Annotated in this window: 14 protein-coding genes; 9 read left to right on the forward strand and 5 right to left on the reverse strand. The window is 60.3% G+C overall.

Features of this window, described 5'->3' with window-relative positions; genetic code table 11:
- Positions 1-314: 314 nt before the first annotated feature.
- The 3 genes from WA367_RS06475 to tdh all read left to right on the forward strand — a co-directional run bounded on the left by WA367_RS06475 (position 315) and on the right by tdh (position 4,244).
- On the forward strand, positions 315-1,526 hold the full coding sequence (locus tag WA367_RS06475; RefSeq protein WP_336056057.1) for an acyl-CoA dehydrogenase: 1,212 nt from the start codon (positions 315-317) through the stop codon (positions 1,524-1,526).
- Positions 1,527-1,820: 294 nt separating this feature from the next.
- Positions 1,821-3,008 (forward strand): glycine C-acetyltransferase, encoded by a 1,188-nt coding sequence (locus WA367_RS06480; RefSeq protein WP_336055956.1) that lies wholly within the window; start codon positions 1,821-1,823, stop codon positions 3,006-3,008.
- A 198-nt stretch (positions 3,009-3,206) separates the two neighbouring features.
- On the forward strand, positions 3,207-4,244 hold the full coding sequence (gene tdh, locus WA367_RS06485; RefSeq protein ID WP_336055957.1) for an L-threonine 3-dehydrogenase: 1,038 nt from the start codon (positions 3,207-3,209) through the stop codon (positions 4,242-4,244).
- 4 nt (positions 4,245-4,248) lie between these two features.
- Here tdh and WA367_RS06490 read toward each other — a convergent pair whose 3' ends face one another.
- The 3 genes from WA367_RS06490 to WA367_RS06500 are packed head-to-tail and all read right to left on the reverse strand — an operon-like array spanning position 4,249 to position 5,400.
- Positions 4,249-4,647, reverse strand: a complete 399-nt coding sequence (locus tag WA367_RS06490) for a type II toxin-antitoxin system VapC family toxin (protein WP_336055958.1) — start codon at positions 4,645-4,647, stop codon at positions 4,249-4,251.
- On the reverse strand, positions 4,647-4,895 hold the full coding sequence (locus tag WA367_RS06495) for a type II toxin-antitoxin system Phd/YefM family antitoxin (RefSeq protein ID WP_336055959.1): 249 nt from the start codon (positions 4,893-4,895) through the stop codon (positions 4,647-4,649). The genes WA367_RS06490 and WA367_RS06495 overlap by 1 nt, the downstream gene beginning before the upstream one ends.
- 55 nt (positions 4,896-4,950) lie before the next feature.
- The gene (locus WA367_RS06500; RefSeq protein WP_336055960.1) at positions 4,951-5,400 is read right to left on the reverse strand and encodes a MarR family winged helix-turn-helix transcriptional regulator; all 450 of its coding nucleotides are present in this window, start codon (positions 5,398-5,400) and stop codon (positions 4,951-4,953) included.
- 73 nt (positions 5,401-5,473) lie between these two features.
- On the opposite strand from WA367_RS06500, the gene hmgA reads away from it, so the two are divergent.
- The 4 genes from hmgA (at position 5,474) to WA367_RS06520 (ending at position 8,607) form a co-directional block, all read left to right on the forward strand.
- Positions 5,474-6,787, forward strand: coding sequence for a homogentisate 1,2-dioxygenase (hmgA, locus tag WA367_RS06505; RefSeq protein WP_336055961.1), 1,314 nt, complete (start codon positions 5,474-5,476; stop codon positions 6,785-6,787).
- Between the two features lie 92 nt (positions 6,788-6,879).
- Entirely contained in the window at positions 6,880-7,890 is a 1,011-nt protein-coding gene (locus tag WA367_RS06510) for a fumarylacetoacetate hydrolase family protein (RefSeq protein WP_336055962.1), read from the forward strand.
- A gap of 2 nt (positions 7,891-7,892) precedes the next feature.
- Complete coding sequence (locus WA367_RS06515; protein WP_336055963.1) at positions 7,893-8,240, forward strand: hypothetical protein; 348 nt, start codon at positions 7,893-7,895, stop codon at positions 8,238-8,240.
- A 31-nt stretch (positions 8,241-8,271) separates the two neighbouring features.
- Positions 8,272-8,607, forward strand: a complete 336-nt coding sequence (locus WA367_RS06520; RefSeq protein ID WP_336055964.1) for a hypothetical protein — start codon at positions 8,272-8,274, stop codon at positions 8,605-8,607.
- Here WA367_RS06520 and hppD read toward each other — a convergent pair whose 3' ends face one another.
- On the reverse strand, positions 8,608-9,720 hold the full coding sequence (gene hppD, locus WA367_RS06525; RefSeq protein WP_336055965.1) for a 4-hydroxyphenylpyruvate dioxygenase: 1,113 nt from the start codon (positions 9,718-9,720) through the stop codon (positions 8,608-8,610).
- Positions 9,721-9,847: 127 nt separating this feature from the next.
- Between hppD and WA367_RS06530 the strand changes: the two genes are divergently transcribed.
- Complete coding sequence (locus WA367_RS06530; RefSeq protein ID WP_336055966.1) at positions 9,848-10,315, forward strand: Lrp/AsnC family transcriptional regulator; 468 nt, start codon at positions 9,848-9,850, stop codon at positions 10,313-10,315.
- A gap of 18 nt (positions 10,316-10,333) precedes the next feature.
- On the opposite strand, the gene WA367_RS06535 is transcribed toward WA367_RS06530, so the two are convergent.
- Positions 10,334-10,669 (reverse strand): TIGR01244 family sulfur transferase, encoded by a 336-nt coding sequence (locus tag WA367_RS06535; protein WP_336055967.1) that lies wholly within the window; start codon positions 10,667-10,669, stop codon positions 10,334-10,336.
- Positions 10,670-10,912: 243 nt separating this feature from the next.
- Between WA367_RS06535 and WA367_RS06540 the strand changes: the two genes are divergently transcribed.
- Positions 10,913-16,255: Ig-like domain-containing protein (locus WA367_RS06540; RefSeq protein ID WP_336055968.1), on the forward strand; the 5,343-nt coding region annotated here is incomplete at its 3' end.

Here is a 16,255-nt window from a genome sequence, read left to right on the forward strand (position 1 = left end):
TTATTAACTTTTGCACGTCGCCCAACGAGTGGCCGCTTTTGGGAAAAGTCGAAGGTCGGCGGGTTTCGGAAATAGGGGCGCGAAGCGCGACAACCACCCCCCCCCCCCATCCCTCCCAAAAAATCATTTCAAGCCCGCGCCAGTTTGGCCTAGGAAGCTGTATGCACCGCTCAGGCGTCGGGAGTGCTGGCGCTGGTACCGCGCAAGGCACATTCTGGCGTATGGTTTTTCCGCATTGGCGGAGGTCAGGTTAAGACCATCTGGTTGCTGACGGCTCGAGCGAGCGCAACCGCATCAGGAAGGCTTGAATGAATATGGAAGTACAGAAATCCGCGGCGAAATCATCCGGTTCGAACTTCGTCTGGGACGATCCGTTCCTGCTTGAGGAGCAGCTGACCGACGAGGAGCGGATGATCCGCGATGCCGCGCGCGCCTTCGCCGCCGACAAGCTGGCGCCTCGCGTGGAGAAGGCTTATCTCGACGAGGAGACCGATCCCTCCATCTTCCGCGAGATGGGCGAGGCGGGTCTGCTTGGCGTGACGATCCCGGAAGAATATGGCGGTGTCGGTGCGTCCTACGTGGCCTATGGTCTGGTCGCGCGCGAAGTCGAGCGCGTGGATTCGGGCTACCGCTCCATGATGAGCGTGCAGTCCTCGCTGGTCATGTATCCGATCCATGCCTATGGGTCTGAAGAACAGCGCAAGAAATATCTGCCGAAACTGGCGTCGGGCGAGTGGATCGGCTGTTTCGGCCTGACTGAGCCGGATGCGGGTTCCGACCCCGGCGGCATGAAGACGCGCGCAAAGAAGATCGATGGCGGCTATCACCTGACCGGTTCCAAGATGTGGATTTCCAACTCACCCATCGCCGATGTTTTCGTCGTCTGGGCCAAGTCGGAAGCCCATGACAACCAGATCCGCGGTTTCGTGCTTGAGAAAGGCATGAAGGGCCTTTCCGCTCCGAAGATCGGCGGCAAGCTTTCGCTGCGCGCTTCCATCACCGGCGAGATCGTCATGGACGGCGTGGAAGTGAGCGAAGATGCGCTCCTGCCGAATGTATCGGGCCTCAAGGGTCCATTCGGCTGCCTCAACCGCGCCCGCTACGGCATTTCCTGGGGTGCCATGGGTGCTGCGGAAGACTGCTGGCATCGCGCGCGCCAATATGGCCTCGACCGCAAGCAGTTCGACAAGCCGCTGGCGCAGACCCAGCTCTTCCAGAAGAAGCTTGCCGACATGCAGACGGAAATTGCGCTCGGCCTGCAGGGCTCGCTGCGCGTGGGTCGTCTTTTCGACGAGGGCAAGATGGCGCCGGAGATGATCTCCATCGTCAAGCGCAACAATTGCGGCAAGGCGCTCGACATCGCACGACAGGCCCGCGACATGCATGGCGGCAACGGCATCCAGATCGAATACCACGTCATGCGCCACGCGCAGAACCTGGAGACCGTCAACACCTATGAGGGCACGCATGACGTCCACGCGCTGATCCTGGGTCGGGCGCAGACGGGGCTGCAGGCGTTTTACTGAGGCGGGGAGTAGTCGCGTGCGAGTGTCATCCCGGCCACGTCTTCGTCATCCTCGGGCCTGACCCGAGGATCCATGCCCGTACGGTGACATTGTACACACTGCCGGACGCGATGCAGTTGCGGACCGGGAAAGGCATGGATCCCATGGTCAAGCCATGGGATGACGAAGGCGAGTGTTGAGAGCGGGGTATCGCGCGCCGCCGTCCAAACACCCCAACCCCACATCTTCGCTTGAAAGATTATTGCGCGCGTGAAAATGTGTGCGCCGTGATTTCCGTTGCTTCCGGAGTGCCTGATGAGTGATGCCTTTCTGACCCATATCAAGAGTGAAATCGAAGGGCTGAAGGAGGCGGGGCTTTACAAGTCCGAGCGCGTCATCACATCCACGCAGTCCGCCCGCATTCAAAGTGGCGGCAGGGATGTGCTCAATTTCTGCGCCAACAACTATCTGGGTCTCGCCGACAATGGCGAGCTTCGCGAGAGCGCGAAGAAGGCGCTGGACCGCTATGGCTACGGCATGGCTTCGGTGCGTTTCATCTGCGGCACGCAGGAGGAGCACAAGGAGCTGGAAGCGAAGATTTCGAGCTTCCTCGGCATGGAAGACACGATCCTCTATTCCTCATGCTTCGACGCCAATGCGGGCCTCTTTGAAACGCTGCTTGGGCCCGATGATGCGATCATCTCGGATGCGCTCAATCATGCCTCGATCATTGATGGCGTGCGCCTGTGCAAGGCACGGCGCTATCGCTATGCGAACAACGACATGGCCGAACTGGAGGAGCGCCTGAAGGAAGCGTCCGACGCGCGCTTCCGCCTGATCGCGACCGACGGCGTCTTCTCCATGGATGGCATCATCGCCAATCTGCCCGCGATCTGCGACCTGGCGGAGAAATACGACGCCATGGTGATGGTTGATGACAGCCACGCGGTCGGTTTCGTCGGCGAGCATGGCCGCGGCACGCCGGAATATTGCGGCGTGGAAGGACGCGTGGACATCATTACCGGTACGCTTGGCAAGGCGCTTGGTGGCGCGTCCGGCGGCTACACCTGCGCGCGCAAGGAGGTCGTGGAATGGCTGCGCCAGCGCTCGCGGCCCTATCTTTTCTCCAATACGCTTGCACCGGTGATTGCGGCGGCGTCACTGAAGGTCTTCGACATCGTGCAGAACGGCGCGAGCCTGCGCCGGCACCTCTATGACAACGCGACGCGTTTTCGCACGGGCATGGAAAAGCTGGGCTTTACGCTGGCAGGTGCCGATCATCCGATCATTCCGGTGATGGTGGGAGACGCCGCGCTGGCCTCGAAAATGGCCGATCGGCTGCTGGATCACGGCATCTATGTGATCGGCTTTTCCTTCCCCGTCGTTCCGAAGGGCCAGGCGCGCATCCGCACGCAGATGTCGGCCGCGCATTCCTCAGCCGATATCGATCGTGCGGTGGAGGCGTTTGGCATCGTGGGGCGGGAGCTTGGGGTGATTGCGTAGGTTGGCGCTGCACCCCCCCTCTGTCCTGCCGGACATCTCCCCCTCAAGGGGGGAGATTGGCTGGGATAGGCCAAGCGCGCTTCCACAGCTTCCGACGATAGGCAAAAACATCGTCACTTCTGATCTCCCCCCTTGAGGGGGAGATGGTCGGCAGACCAGAGGGGGTATCCCCGCTAGTGCATTGAAAGGTTTCGCGGCATGTCCAACATGATGAAAGCCCTGGTGAAGTCGAAGGCGGAGGAAGGCCTTTGGATGGAACGTGTGCCGGTGCCGGAGATCGGCCCGAACGACGTGCTCATCAAGGTGAAGAAATCCGCCATCTGCGGCACCGATGTTCATATCTGGAACTGGGACCAGTGGGCACAGAAGACCGTGCCGGTACCGCTGGTCACGGGACACGAATTCATGGGCGAGGTGGTCGAGGTTGGCTCTGCCGTCAGCGAATACAAGCCCGGTCAGCGGGTTTCGGGCGAGGGGCACATTGTCTGCGGCCACTGCCGCAACTGTCGCGCGGGGCGCGGACATTTGTGCCGCAATACGCTGGGCGTCGGCGTTCAGCGGGCCGGCACCTTCGCCGAATATGTCTCGCTGCCGCAGCATAATGTGGTGCCCATCCCCGATGATGTGCCCGACGAGATTGCAGCCATCTTCGATCCGCTGGGCAATGCCGTTCACACCGCACTTTCCTTCGATCTCGTGGGCGAGGATGTGCTGGTGACGGGCGCCGGGCCCATCGGCATCATGGGCGCACTGGTGGCGCAGAGTGTCGGTGCGCGCAAGGTCGTCATCACCGACATCAATCCGGGCAGGCTGGAGCTTGCGAAGAAGGTGGGCGTTCAGCACACGGTGAATGCAGCTGAAGAAAAGCTGCCCGACGTGATGAGCCGCATCGGCATGACCGAAGGCTTTGACGTGGGGCTTGAAATGTCCGGCGCCGCGCCTGCCTTCCGCGACATGATCGACGCCATGAACAATGGTGGCAAGATCGCCATTCTGGGCATCGCGCCGACCGGTTTCGAGATCGACTGGAACAAGGTCATCTTCAAGATGCTGACGCTGAAGGGCATCTATGGGCGCGAGATGTTCGAGACCTGGTACAAGATGATCGCGCTGGTGCAGGGCCCGCTCGACGTCTCCGGTATCATCACCCACCGCATCGGCATCGACGACTACAAGGGCGGCTTCGAAGCCATGCGCTCCGGCACCGCCAGCAAGGTGGTGATGGATTGGGAATAGTCACTCAGATCAATGGCACATCATGCTTGGCCGCGGCTCTCTGCAAAGCCTTGTCGAGTGTCGCAAGAGGAATTTTCAGCCGCATGGCCAGCTCCAGATAGCTGGCGTCGTAAATGCTGAGTAGGTTTTGCCGGGCGAGTTCAAGCATTATGGCGCCTGAACCCTCGGTGTCCTCGAAGATTGGATAATCTGAGAGGTTGGCGAGTATCGAATCCGTTGTCTCTCGGCTGTGGCGCCCTCGACGTTCGCAGACGAGTAGCAGATTGTGCACTTCAAGCGCCCAGACCGCCGGAACGACGGCATGGTCATGAAGCATCCGCTCCTCAGCCGCATCGGCCATTGCGTGTGTTTCGTCCGGAAGGAGCCAGGCAGCGGTGATTGAGGCATCCAGGACGAAGGGCATCAATAGCGGTGTTCTGAATGTCGAAAGGCCAGCAAATCTTCTAGCGTCTCACCGGAAGATATGGCGCGACGCAGCTTGTGCATGCGGTTGATCGCTGCACGAACGTCCCCGGATTCGACATTGCCGGCGGGGCCCAGCGTGGCAATTGTTTTTCCATGCCGGGTGATATGTACTGTTTCGCCGCGCTGGACATCGCCCAGCAGGGAGGAAAAACGAGCCTTGGCCTCTGTCGCGGGTACGGACTTCATCGATTCAACTCTGGTCAAAATGACCATTTCAATGTGGTGTTTGTTGCGCGCTCCGTCAAGACGATTTCTCGTTCACCACGCGCTCCAGCGCGCTCATTCCCGCAACGACATTCGCCTGCTCGGCAGCTTCAAGCGCTGCAAGCAATTTCCTCTCATAGTCTTTCGCCAGCGGCACCAGGGCGCGATAGGCGGCAGTGCCCGATCTGGATAGTTGCAGATGTTCCACGCGTCGGTCCGAAGGGTCCGTTTCGCGCAAGAGCCACCCGCGCCTTTCAAGCTCCGCCACAGCCCGACTGACCTTCGTTTTGTGCATGGCCGAATTCGCGCCGATTTGCGTGGCGGTCATCGTGCAGTATTGGCCAAGCGCTGCGAGTGTGCGCCATTCGGGGCGGGTCAGGCCATAGCGCTCGCGATAGATGCGGGAGAAGTCGCGGCTGACAGCCTCGGCCAGCCGGTTGAGGCGATAGGGCAGGAAATCCTCGAGTATCAGAACATCATCAGCCATGGCTGGCGCATCCGTTGATAGTTACATTTTCAACGGTTACGAATGTAACAAACAGGGTGCAAGGGAGGAAGCCATGTCGCTGCGCTACATGCCCGGCTTCGGGAATGATTTCGAGACAGAGAGCCTGCAGGGCGCATTGCCGCAGGGGCAGAACTCCCCGCAGCGCCCGGCTTTCGGGCTTTACGCCGAACAGCTTTCAGGCTCGCCCTTCACCGCCCCGCGCGGGACGAATGAACGTTCGTGGCTATATCGCATCCGCCCGTCGGTGAAGCACACTGGACGCTTCAAGCCCGTTACCCACAATTACTGGAAGACCGGCCCGGATCATGATGAGCATGAACTGCCGCTTGGCCAGTTGCGGTGGGACCCGCTGCCGCTTCCAGCAGAGGGCACGACCTTCATCTCCGGCATCCGCACGATAACCACCGCCGGCGATGCGCAAGGGCAGTCGGGTATGGCATCCCAAGTCTATGTTGCCAGCAATGACATGGTGGACGAGCATTTCTTCAATGCCGATGGGGAGATGCTGATTGTGCCCCAGCATGGCGGTATCCGTATCCTGACCGAAATGGGCATCATGGATGTTCACCCCGGCGAGATCGCGCTTGTGCCGCGCGGCATGATCTTCCGGGTCGAGCTGCTGGATGGCCCCGTGCGCGGTTATATCTGCGAGAATTACGGCGCAAAGTTCACGCTGCCCGACCGCGGCCCCATAGGCGCGAATTGCCTGGCCAATCCGCGCGATTTCAAGACGCCGGTCGCATGGTTCGAGGAGCGCGACGAGCCCACTCATCTGAAGGTGAAATGGTGCGGCCGCTTTTACCAGACGGAAATCGACCACTCACCGCTGGACGTGGTGGCCTGGCATGGCAATTACGCGCCCTACAAATATGATCTCTCCACCTTCTCGCCGGTGGGCGCGATCCTGTTCGACCATCCCGACCCATCAATCTTTACGGTGCTGACGGCACCGAGCGGAGAGGAGGGGACGGCGAATGTCGATTTCGTCATCTTCCCGCCGCGCTGGATGGTGGCAGAGCACACCTTCCGTCCCCCCTGGTACCACCGCAACATCATGAGCGAGTTCATGGGCCTTATCAAAGGCCAGTACGACGCCAAGGAGAAGGGCTTCGTGCCCGGCGGCATATCGCTGCACAACATGATGCTGCCACATGGGCCGGACGCCTTCGGCTATGAGAAGGCGACCCGCGCCGAGCTGAAGCCGGTCAAGCTGGAAGACACGATGGCTTTCATGTTCGAAACCCGCTTTCCCCAGCATGTGACCCGTTTTGCAGCCATGAGCAGCACGCTCCAGGATGACTATATCGATTGCTGGAGCGGTCTGAAGAAGCGGTTCAACGGCACGCCCGAAGGTGATTGGAGTTGACAGGCTGCTCTTGCTGCTGACCCATGTCAGGCAGGGGGAGAGCCATGCGGTAGAGACTGCATGGCAGATAAATCATTTCGAGGAGGAACATCTTGAAGCTAGCCAGTTTGAAGGACGGCACCCGCGACGGGCGGCTGGTCGTGGTTTCGCGCGATTTGACCCGCTATACCGACGCCTCCTTTCTTGCACGCACCATGCAGGCGGCGTTGGATGACTGGGCGCGCGTCTCTCCGCATCTGGAGGCGCTGGCCGAAAGCCTGGAGCATGGCGCGGTGCCGGCAGAACGCTTTCATGAACATGACGCCATGTCGCCACTGCCACGCGCCTATCAGTGGGCGGATGGTTCGGCCTATGTGAATCATGTCGAACTGGTGCGAAAGGCGCGCGGGGCCGAGATGCCGCAGAGCTTCTGGGAGGATCCCCTAATGTATCAGGGGGGCTCCGACAGCTTCCTCGCACCTCGCGATCCGATCCGCATGGCTGATGAGACCTGGGGCATCGACATGGAAGGCGAGGTCGCCGTCATAACCGATGACGTACCCATTGGTGCCACGCCCGAAGAGGCACGCAATGCAATCCGCCTTGTCATGCTCGTCAATGATGTCTCCCTGCGCGGCCTCATCCCCGGTGAGCTTGCCAAGGGCTTCGGCTTCTTCCAGTCCAAGCCGTCTTCAGCCTTCTCCCCGGTCGCGGTTACGCCTGACGAACTGGGTGAAGCATGGGATGGCGGCAAGCTGCATCTGCCGCTCTGTGTCGATCTCAACGGCAAGCCCTTCGGTCGAGCGAATGCAGGGGACGATATGACCTTTGATTTCCCGACACTGATCGCGCATGCCGCCAAAACGCGGCCGCTCTGCGCTGGCTCGATCATCGGTTCGGGCACGGTGTCTAACAAACTCGACGGTGGTCCGGGCAAGCGGATTGAAGAGGGCGGCGTGGGCTATTCCTGCATTGCGGAGATCCGCATGATCGAGACGATTGAGGCCGATAAGCCGCAGACACCTTTTCTGCAATTCGGTGATACTGTCCGCATCGAAATGCGCGACAACGAAGGTCACTCCATTTTCGGCGCGATCGAGCAGGTGGTTGAACCGAGGGACTAGATTTGCAGAAATTCAGGATTGGTAGTGCGGGGCTGTTGTTTCTGATCTTCAACCTGGCGGGTATACCAATCCTGGGTTTGTTGATGCGGCCAATCTTCGGCATGTTGTATTCATCGGGAGAACCCGGAGCAGCCAGAATCGCACTGGGTATCGTCTACATCCTGTTGCTGCTTGGGACGAATATCGGGCTTGCAATCTGGGCCTGGAAGACAGAGCCGGTCAGATGGGTCGCAAGGGCCATAGGCGTCTGGACCGGCTTTGCGTCGGTGGCTGCACTGGGGCTTGGTGCGATAACGCCATGGGGAATAGTGCAGTCACTGGTGCTGCTGAGCATGATGAGGATAAGCTGAGAGCTGAATCCACGGGAGGCAGCTGAATCCGATGACCTTCATCTTGACCCTGCTTGGCGTCGGGCTTGCCCTCGTCGCGCTGGGCTGGGCGATCCTTCTCAACCTTTCTTTTCGTCTGGAGAAGGAGCGCTTCGGCTGGTCTGAGGACGAGGCGCTTGTCCGCTTCGTCTCGCTGCGCAGAGCAGCGGACAAGCGTGCTGAAAGGCATATGCGCAGCTATATCAATGACGATCTGCGCGCCTTTGCCCACGGCATGGAGGAGGGCGGCCGCTACCGCTTGGCGCGCTGGTCGTTGCGCCTGGGCTATGGACTGGTGGTGATTGTGGGCCTGGCCTGGTTCGGCCAGACCCTGTTGCAGCTCTGGTAGCTATTCCGCCGCATCAATCTTGATGACACCGCGCCTGATCTGATCTTCCTCGATGCTCTCGAAGAGCGCGCGGAAATTACCTTCACCGAAGCCTTCGTCACCCTTGCGCTGGATGAACTCGAAGAAGATCGGCCCGATGACGGTCTTCGAGAAAATCTGCAGCAGGATCTTGGTCATGCCGCCATTCACCACACCTTCGCCATCGATAAGGATGCCGTGCTTCTTCATGCGCTCGATCGGCTCATCATGGCCCTTCACGCGCTCGAAGCTCTTCTCGTAATAGACCTCCGGTGGTCCGGGCATGAATTTCAGGCCATTGTTCGCAAGACGGTCGGTCGCGTCATAGATGCCTTCGGTGCCAACGGCGATATGCTGGATGCCTTCGCCCTTGTACTTTTTCAGATATTCGACGATCTGGCTGGTCTCGTCCTTCGACTCGTTCAGCGGAATGCGGATCTTGCCGCAAGGCGAGGTGATCGCGCGTGAGACAAGGCCGGTAATGCGCCCGTCAATGTCGAAATAGTGGATCTGCGTGAAGCCGAAAAGCTCGCGATAGAAGGCCCACCACTTGTCCATATTGCCGCGATAGACATTGTGGGTCAGGTGATCGAGATAGTAGAAGCCCACACCTTCCGGCTTCGGGTCGCGCTCGCCGATCCAGTCGAATTCGGCGTCATAGGCCGAGCCCTTCTCGCCATAGGTTTCCACGAAATAGAGAAGAGAGCCGCCAATGCCGACAATGGCAGGCACGTCCAGCGTCTTGTCGTCGCCTTCATAGGGTTCGGCACCCTTGGAGACAGCGTGATCGAAGGCGTGTTTGGCATCAACCACGCGCCACGCCATGGAAGGCGCGCAGGGGCCGTGATCATCGACAAAGCGCATGGCATGGCTGCCAGGCTCCGCATTCACGATGTAATTGATGTCGCCCTGCCGCCAGACCGAGATCTTCTTCGTCTTGTGGCGCGCGACCTCGCTATAGCCCATCTTCGTGAAAAGCTCGGCGAGCTTTTCCGGCTCGGGATGAGCGAATTCCACAAATTCGAAACCATCCGTGCCAGCCGGGTTCTCCTTCGTGATTTCTGCCGGCGGCGCGTCATGCGGAAACGGACCCATTCTCAACTCCTCCTCAAGCAAATCTCGATTGCACGCATTTTACCGCCGGTGCGGTGCAAGTGCTTTGCATAGTGGAGGAGAAGATGCTTCATTGATGCACGGATTGTGCATGTAGCGGAGGAATGCAGTGGACAAGGCGCAGCTTGATCAGTTCGACCGCAAGATATTGGCGCATCTGCAGCAGGATGCGCGTTTGACGAACAACGATCTGTCGGAACGGATCAACCTCTCACCGTCCCAGTGCTCGCGCCGACGCCAGCGGCTGGAGGAGGCGGGACTGATCCGCTCCTATCGTGCTGTTCTTGACCGCGATCTCTTGGGATTGTCACTGGTGAACATCATCACCGTGACGCTGGCCACCCACAGCCCGGACAATGCACGGCGCTTTGCCGAGTTGCTTTCGGGCCTGCCGGAGGTGCTCGAGGCGCACGCGCTGACAGGCGAGATGGATTATCTTCTGAAGGTCGTCACGCCGGATTTGAAGTCGCTGTCCGATTTCGTCAACGAGGTGCTACTGCCGCACCAGTCAGTGCAGCATGTCAAAACCGCGATCGTGCTTCAGACCCTCAAGGAGACCGGCGCATTGCCGCTTTGAAGGGACAGTGCCGTGGCTTCAGGCACCCGCCTGCTGAACCATTCCATAGAGGTTCATGCAGCGTCCGCCACTGCGGCAGTAAGCCAGCACCGGCTTGGGAACCTCGCGCAGGATCGCACCCATCTGCTGCACGTCGTCATCGCTGATCTGGCCGCTGACCACGGGCAGAAAGCGGAAGGTGAGGCCGGCATCCTCGGCAGCCTTCTGTACTTCATCATGCGGAACGGCACCGTCTTCCGTATCGGGTCGGTTGCAGATGATCGTCTTGAAACCCGCCTCGGCAATCGCCTCGACATGAGCGGCGGCAATCTGAGGTGCCACAGCAAAATTTTCGTCGATAAACCGCGCCTGCATCACCCATCTCCCAAACACACTGCCACACGGGCAATTCGCAAAACTGTCTCAGATCCCTGATGTGGCGCATCCGGATAAATCGCGCAAGCCGCAGCTGATAATTCAATCTGTGGTCGAAAAGTAAACCAAAAAGCAACCTTTTATAACCAGACTGGGCGTGTTGGTGTCGGTTTGCCCGGCATCTCAGTTTTCAAAGTGGGGGCGTTCGACAAGACCAGGCAGCGGTCTGCAGGGAACGTTTCTATGGATAAACTCCTCGAATTCACCACGCCATCCAATAGCCAGGCACAGCAGGTAGTTCTTGCCGGCAGTCAGCCAAGCTTCGACGTCAGCGGCCTTTCCATTGCCAGGCTTCATCTGCGACGTGACGAGGTTCTGGAGTATCAGCGCAGTGGCGACGACCTGGTGCTCTACCTGAAGAGCGGTGAATCCATCATCCTCAACGACTTCTTCGAAGAGGAAGATGAGGCTTCCCGACCTGCTCTGCAGCTTCTCGACGACGACAGCGATTGCTTCGTCCATGTCGGCTTTGCCGACGATCTGCCGGGTCTGCTGGCCGATGTCGTGCTGGATGAGCTGTGTTCCAATGTCGGTTTCGGTGACTTCGGGGGCTCGATCACTCCACTTATCATGGCGCTGGGTGCCGCAGGAGCTGCGATCGCTCTGGCCAGTGGCGGCGGCGATCCCCCGCCGCCTCCGCGGGCCTTGTCGGCTCCGACCATTGAATCTTTTGGTGAGGATAGCGGTGCTAAAGGCGATGGTGTCACGAACGATGCACGCCCCACAATCTCCGGATCATCGGATGCACCGGACGGAACGGTCGTGACGCTTTTCGTCAATGGCGAGCCGGTAGGCTCCGCCGTTGTGTCCAATGGCAAATGGAGCGTCGAGCTGACCGAGCCGCTGCCCGATGGCCGCCACGAATTTACAGCGAGGCAACGGGGCGACGATGGAGAGATGTCGGAGGCGTCGCCTCCATTCCCGATCATCATCGACACCAATGGCGGCGGCGAGAATCCGCGTCCTTCCGCCCCGCCCACCGTTGATGCCTTCACTGAGGACAGCGGCATCATCGGCGATGGCATCACGAATGATGCGACGCTGATTTTCTCCGGCACCGGCAAGCCCGGCTCCACCCTGACTGTGTATCTGGATGGCGAGGCCATCGGAACCACCACGGTGGGTGAAGATGGAAGCTGGACATTCGACCATTCGGATACCGTGATTCCTGACGGTTCATACGCTGTTACCGCGTCCCAACAGGATGCTGCGGGCAATCCGGCGTCAGCGTCGTCGCAACCGCTCCCCGTCACAATCGATACAAATGGCGGTGGCGCCACCCCGCAGCCTTCCGCTTCTCCGACGGTGGACAGTTTCTCGGATGATTCAGGTATTGTCGGCGATGGCATCACGAATGATCCAACGCTGGTATTCGCAGGAACCGGTGAGCCCGGGGCTGTTGTTACTGTCCTGGTGGACGGTACGGAAATCGGCACTGCGAATGTGGATCCCGAGGGCAACTGGACTTTCGATTACACCGACACGGTTCTACCTGACGGGGAGTATCAGGTCACCGCTACCCAGCAGGATACCGCCGGGAATCCACCCTCGGCACCGTCTGCAGCGCTACCGGTGACAGTGGATACGAATGGCGGCGGCACAACGCCGCTGCCTGCGCAGCCACCAACCGTCGACAGCTTCGCCGACGACAGCGGTGTGGTCGGTGATGGCGTCACCAATGACGCAACCCTGATCTTCTCCGGCACGGCAGAGCCGGGTGCTACGGTGACCGTGTTGCTCGATGGAGCCGAAATCGGCACCGCACTCGCTGATCCGAACGGTGATTGGAGCCTGGACCATACGGGTACCGTGCTGGATGACGGAAACTATGAGGTAACGGCAACGCAACAGGACGCGGCAGGCAACCCGCCTTCCGCCCCTTCAGCCCCGCTGCCCGTCACCGTGGATACCAATGGCGGAGGTGCCACGCCACTGCCTTCACAGCCACCGAGGGTCGACAGTTTCGCCGATGACAGCGGGGTTGTGGGTGACGGTATCACCAATGATGCGACCCTGATCTTTGCCGGTACGGGTGAAGCTGGCTCCACAGTGACGGTGTATCTGAACGGCGCAGAAATTGGCACGGCAAGCGTGGGCTCCGACGGGAGCTGGACGCTGGACCACTCGCAGACCGTTCTGGATGATGGTGACTATGAGGTCACCGCCACCCAGCAGGATCCTGCCGGTAATCCGCCGTCTGCGCCATCCGCCCCGCTTCCAGTAACCGTAGACACCAATGGCGGTGGTGCGATCCCGCAACCTTCAGAACCGCCAACCGTCGACAGCTTTGCCGATGACAGCGGTGTGGTCGGCGATGGCATCACCAATGATCCCACCCTTGTATTCACGGGCACCGGTGAACCTGGGTTGACCCTTACTGTCTATGTTGACGGTGTCGAAGTTGGCACCACCACCGTGGGCACCGATGGCAGCTGGACCTTTGACCATACGGCTACGGTTCTCCCCGATGGTGACCATGTCGTTACGGCGACACAGCATGATGCGGCAGGCAATCCTCCTTCCGCTCCCTCTGCTCCGCTGCCGGTTACTGTTGATACGAATGGCGGTGGCGAGACACCACTGCCCTCGGCTCCGCCGACCGTCGACAACTTCCTGGACGACACGGGCGTCGTCGGTGACGGTATCACGAGCGACAACACGCTGGTCTTCACGGGCACGGCCGAGCCGAATGCATTGGTGAAGATCTTCATTGATGGCGTCGAGGTTGGCTCCGAAACCGCGGATGGAACAGGAGCCTGGACGTTTGACCATACCGGTACAGTGCTTGCAGATGCGACATACAGCGTATCTGCAACTCAGATTGACGTCGCAGGCAATCCCGAGTCGGCTCCCTCCGCTCCCATGAGTGTCACGGTCGATACATCCATTGTACCACCGGTCATCGACAGCTTCAGCGATGACACGGGCGCCGACCCGGCCGATGGCATCACCAATGATGCGACACCGACCTTCACCGGCACGGGCGAGGAAGGTGCGCTGGTCGAGATCACACTTGATGATGGCGCTGGCGGCACCGTGACCGGAACCGCAACGGTGACCGGCGGATCGTGGAGTTTCACTCCGCCGGTCGATCTGGCTGACGGCACATGGACAGCGACTGCCATTCAGACCGACATTGCGGGCAATGTATCCGGTCCGTCGAACAGTCTCCCGGTTACGGTGGACACGACCATCATACCTCCCACCATCGACAGCATTTCGCAGGATTCCGGGTCTGACCCGGCTGATGGGATTACCAATGATGCGACCCCGACCTTCACCGGTACCGGCGAAGAGGGAGCGCTGGTCGAGATCACGCTTGATGATGGTGCAGGCGGAACCGTAACAGGCACGGCAACGGTAACCGGCGGCTCGTGGACCTTCACCCCGCCTGCCGATCTGGCTGACGGAACATGGACAGCGACGGCCATCCAGACCGACATTGCAGGCAATGTGTCGGGTCCGTCGAACAGCTTCCCCGTCACTGTTGATACGGTCGTGGCCCCGCCCACCATCGACAGCTTTAGCGATGACACGGGCGCTGATCCGGCCGATGGCATCACCAATGATGCGACACCGACCTTCACCGGTACTGGCGAAGATGGCGCGCTGGTCGAGATCACGCTTGATGATGGTGCAGGCGGAACCATCACGGGCACCGCAACGGTGACCGGCGGTTCCTGGACCTTCACTCCACCTGCCGATCTGGCTGACGGCACATGGACAGCGACGGCCATCCAGACCGACATTGCAGGCAATGTCTCAACGGTCTCCAACAGTCTCCCGGTGACGGTAGACACGACCATCATTCCGCCCACAATCGACAGCTTCAGCGACGATACGGGCGTAGATCCAGCCGATGGCATCACCAATGATGCGACACCGACCTTCACCGGTACTGGCGAAGAGGGAGCGCTGGTCGAGATCACGCTTGATGATGGTGCAGGCGGAACCGTAACCGGCACGGCAACGGTCACCGGCGGCTCATGGACCTTCACCCCGCCTGCCGATCTGGCCGATGGCACATGGACAGCGACGGCCATCCAGACCGACATTGCAGGCAATGTCTCAACGGTCTCCAACAGTCTCCCGGTGACGGTGGACACGACCATCATTCCACCAACCATCGACAGCTTCACCGATGACACGGGCGCTGACCCCGCCGATGGCATCACAAATGATGCGACACCGACCTTCACCGGTACCGGCGAAGAGGGTGCGCTGGTTGACATCACGCTTGATGATGGCGCTGGCGGCACCATTACGGGCACCGCAACGGTGACCGGCGGATCGTGGAGTTTCACTCCGCCGGCTGATCTGGCTGACGGCACCTGGACGGCGACGGCCATTCAGACCGACATCGCGGGCAATGTGTCGGGGCCATCGAACAGCCTTCCGGTGACGGTCGACACGACCATCATTCCGCCCACCATCGACAGCTTCAGCGACGATACGGGCGCCGACCCGGCCGATGGCATCACCAATGATGCGACACCGACCTTCACCGGTACGGGCGAAGAGGACGCATTGGTCGAGATCACGCTTGATGATGGCGCTGGCGGCACCATCACGGGCACCGCAACGGTCACAGGCGGCTCGTGGAGTTTCACTCCGCCGGCTGACCTGGCTGACGGCACATGGACGGCGACGGCCATCCAGACCGACATTGCAGGCAATGTGTCGGGTCCGTCAAACAGCCTTCCGGTGACCGTTGATACAACCATCATCCCGCCCACTATCGACAGCTTTAGCGACGATACGGGCGCCGACCCGGCCGATGGCATCACCAATGATGCGACACCGACCTTCACCGGTACGGGCGAGGAAGGTGCGCTGGTCGAGATCACGCTTGATGATGGCGCTGGCGGCACCATCACGGGCACCGCAACGGTGACCGGCGGTTCCTGGACCTTCACCCCGCCTGCCGATCTGGCTGATGGCACCTGGACGGCGACGGCCATTCAGACCGACATCGCGGGCAATGTGTCGGGGCCATCGAACAGCCTTCCGCTGACCGTTGATACAACCATCATCCCGCCCACAATCGACAGCTTCAGCGACGATACGGGCGTAGATCCAGCCGATGGCATCACCAATGATGCGACACCGACCTTAACCGGTACTGGCGAAGACGGCGCACTGGTCGAGATCACGCTTGATGATGGTGCAGGCGGAACTGTAACCGGGACGGCAACGGTGACAGGCGGCTCGTGGACCTTCACCCCGCCTGCCGATCTGGCCGACGGCACATGGACAGCGACGGCCATCCAGACCGACATTGCAGGCAATGTGTCGGGTCCGTCGAACAGCTTCCCCGTCACTGTTGATACGGTCGTGGCCCCGCCCACCATCGACAGCTTTAGCGATGACACGGGCGCTGACCCGGCCGATGGCATCACCAATGATGCGACACCGACCTTCACCGGTACGGGCGAAGACGGGGCGCTGGTCGAGATCACGCTTGATGATGGTGCAGGCGGAACCATCACGGGCACCGCAACGGTGACCGGCGGTTCCTGGACCTTC

The sequence above is a fragment of the Nitratireductor sp. CH_MIT9313-5 genome, from assembly GCF_037029545.1.
Lineage (GTDB): Bacteria > Pseudomonadota > Alphaproteobacteria > Rhizobiales > Rhizobiaceae > Chelativorans.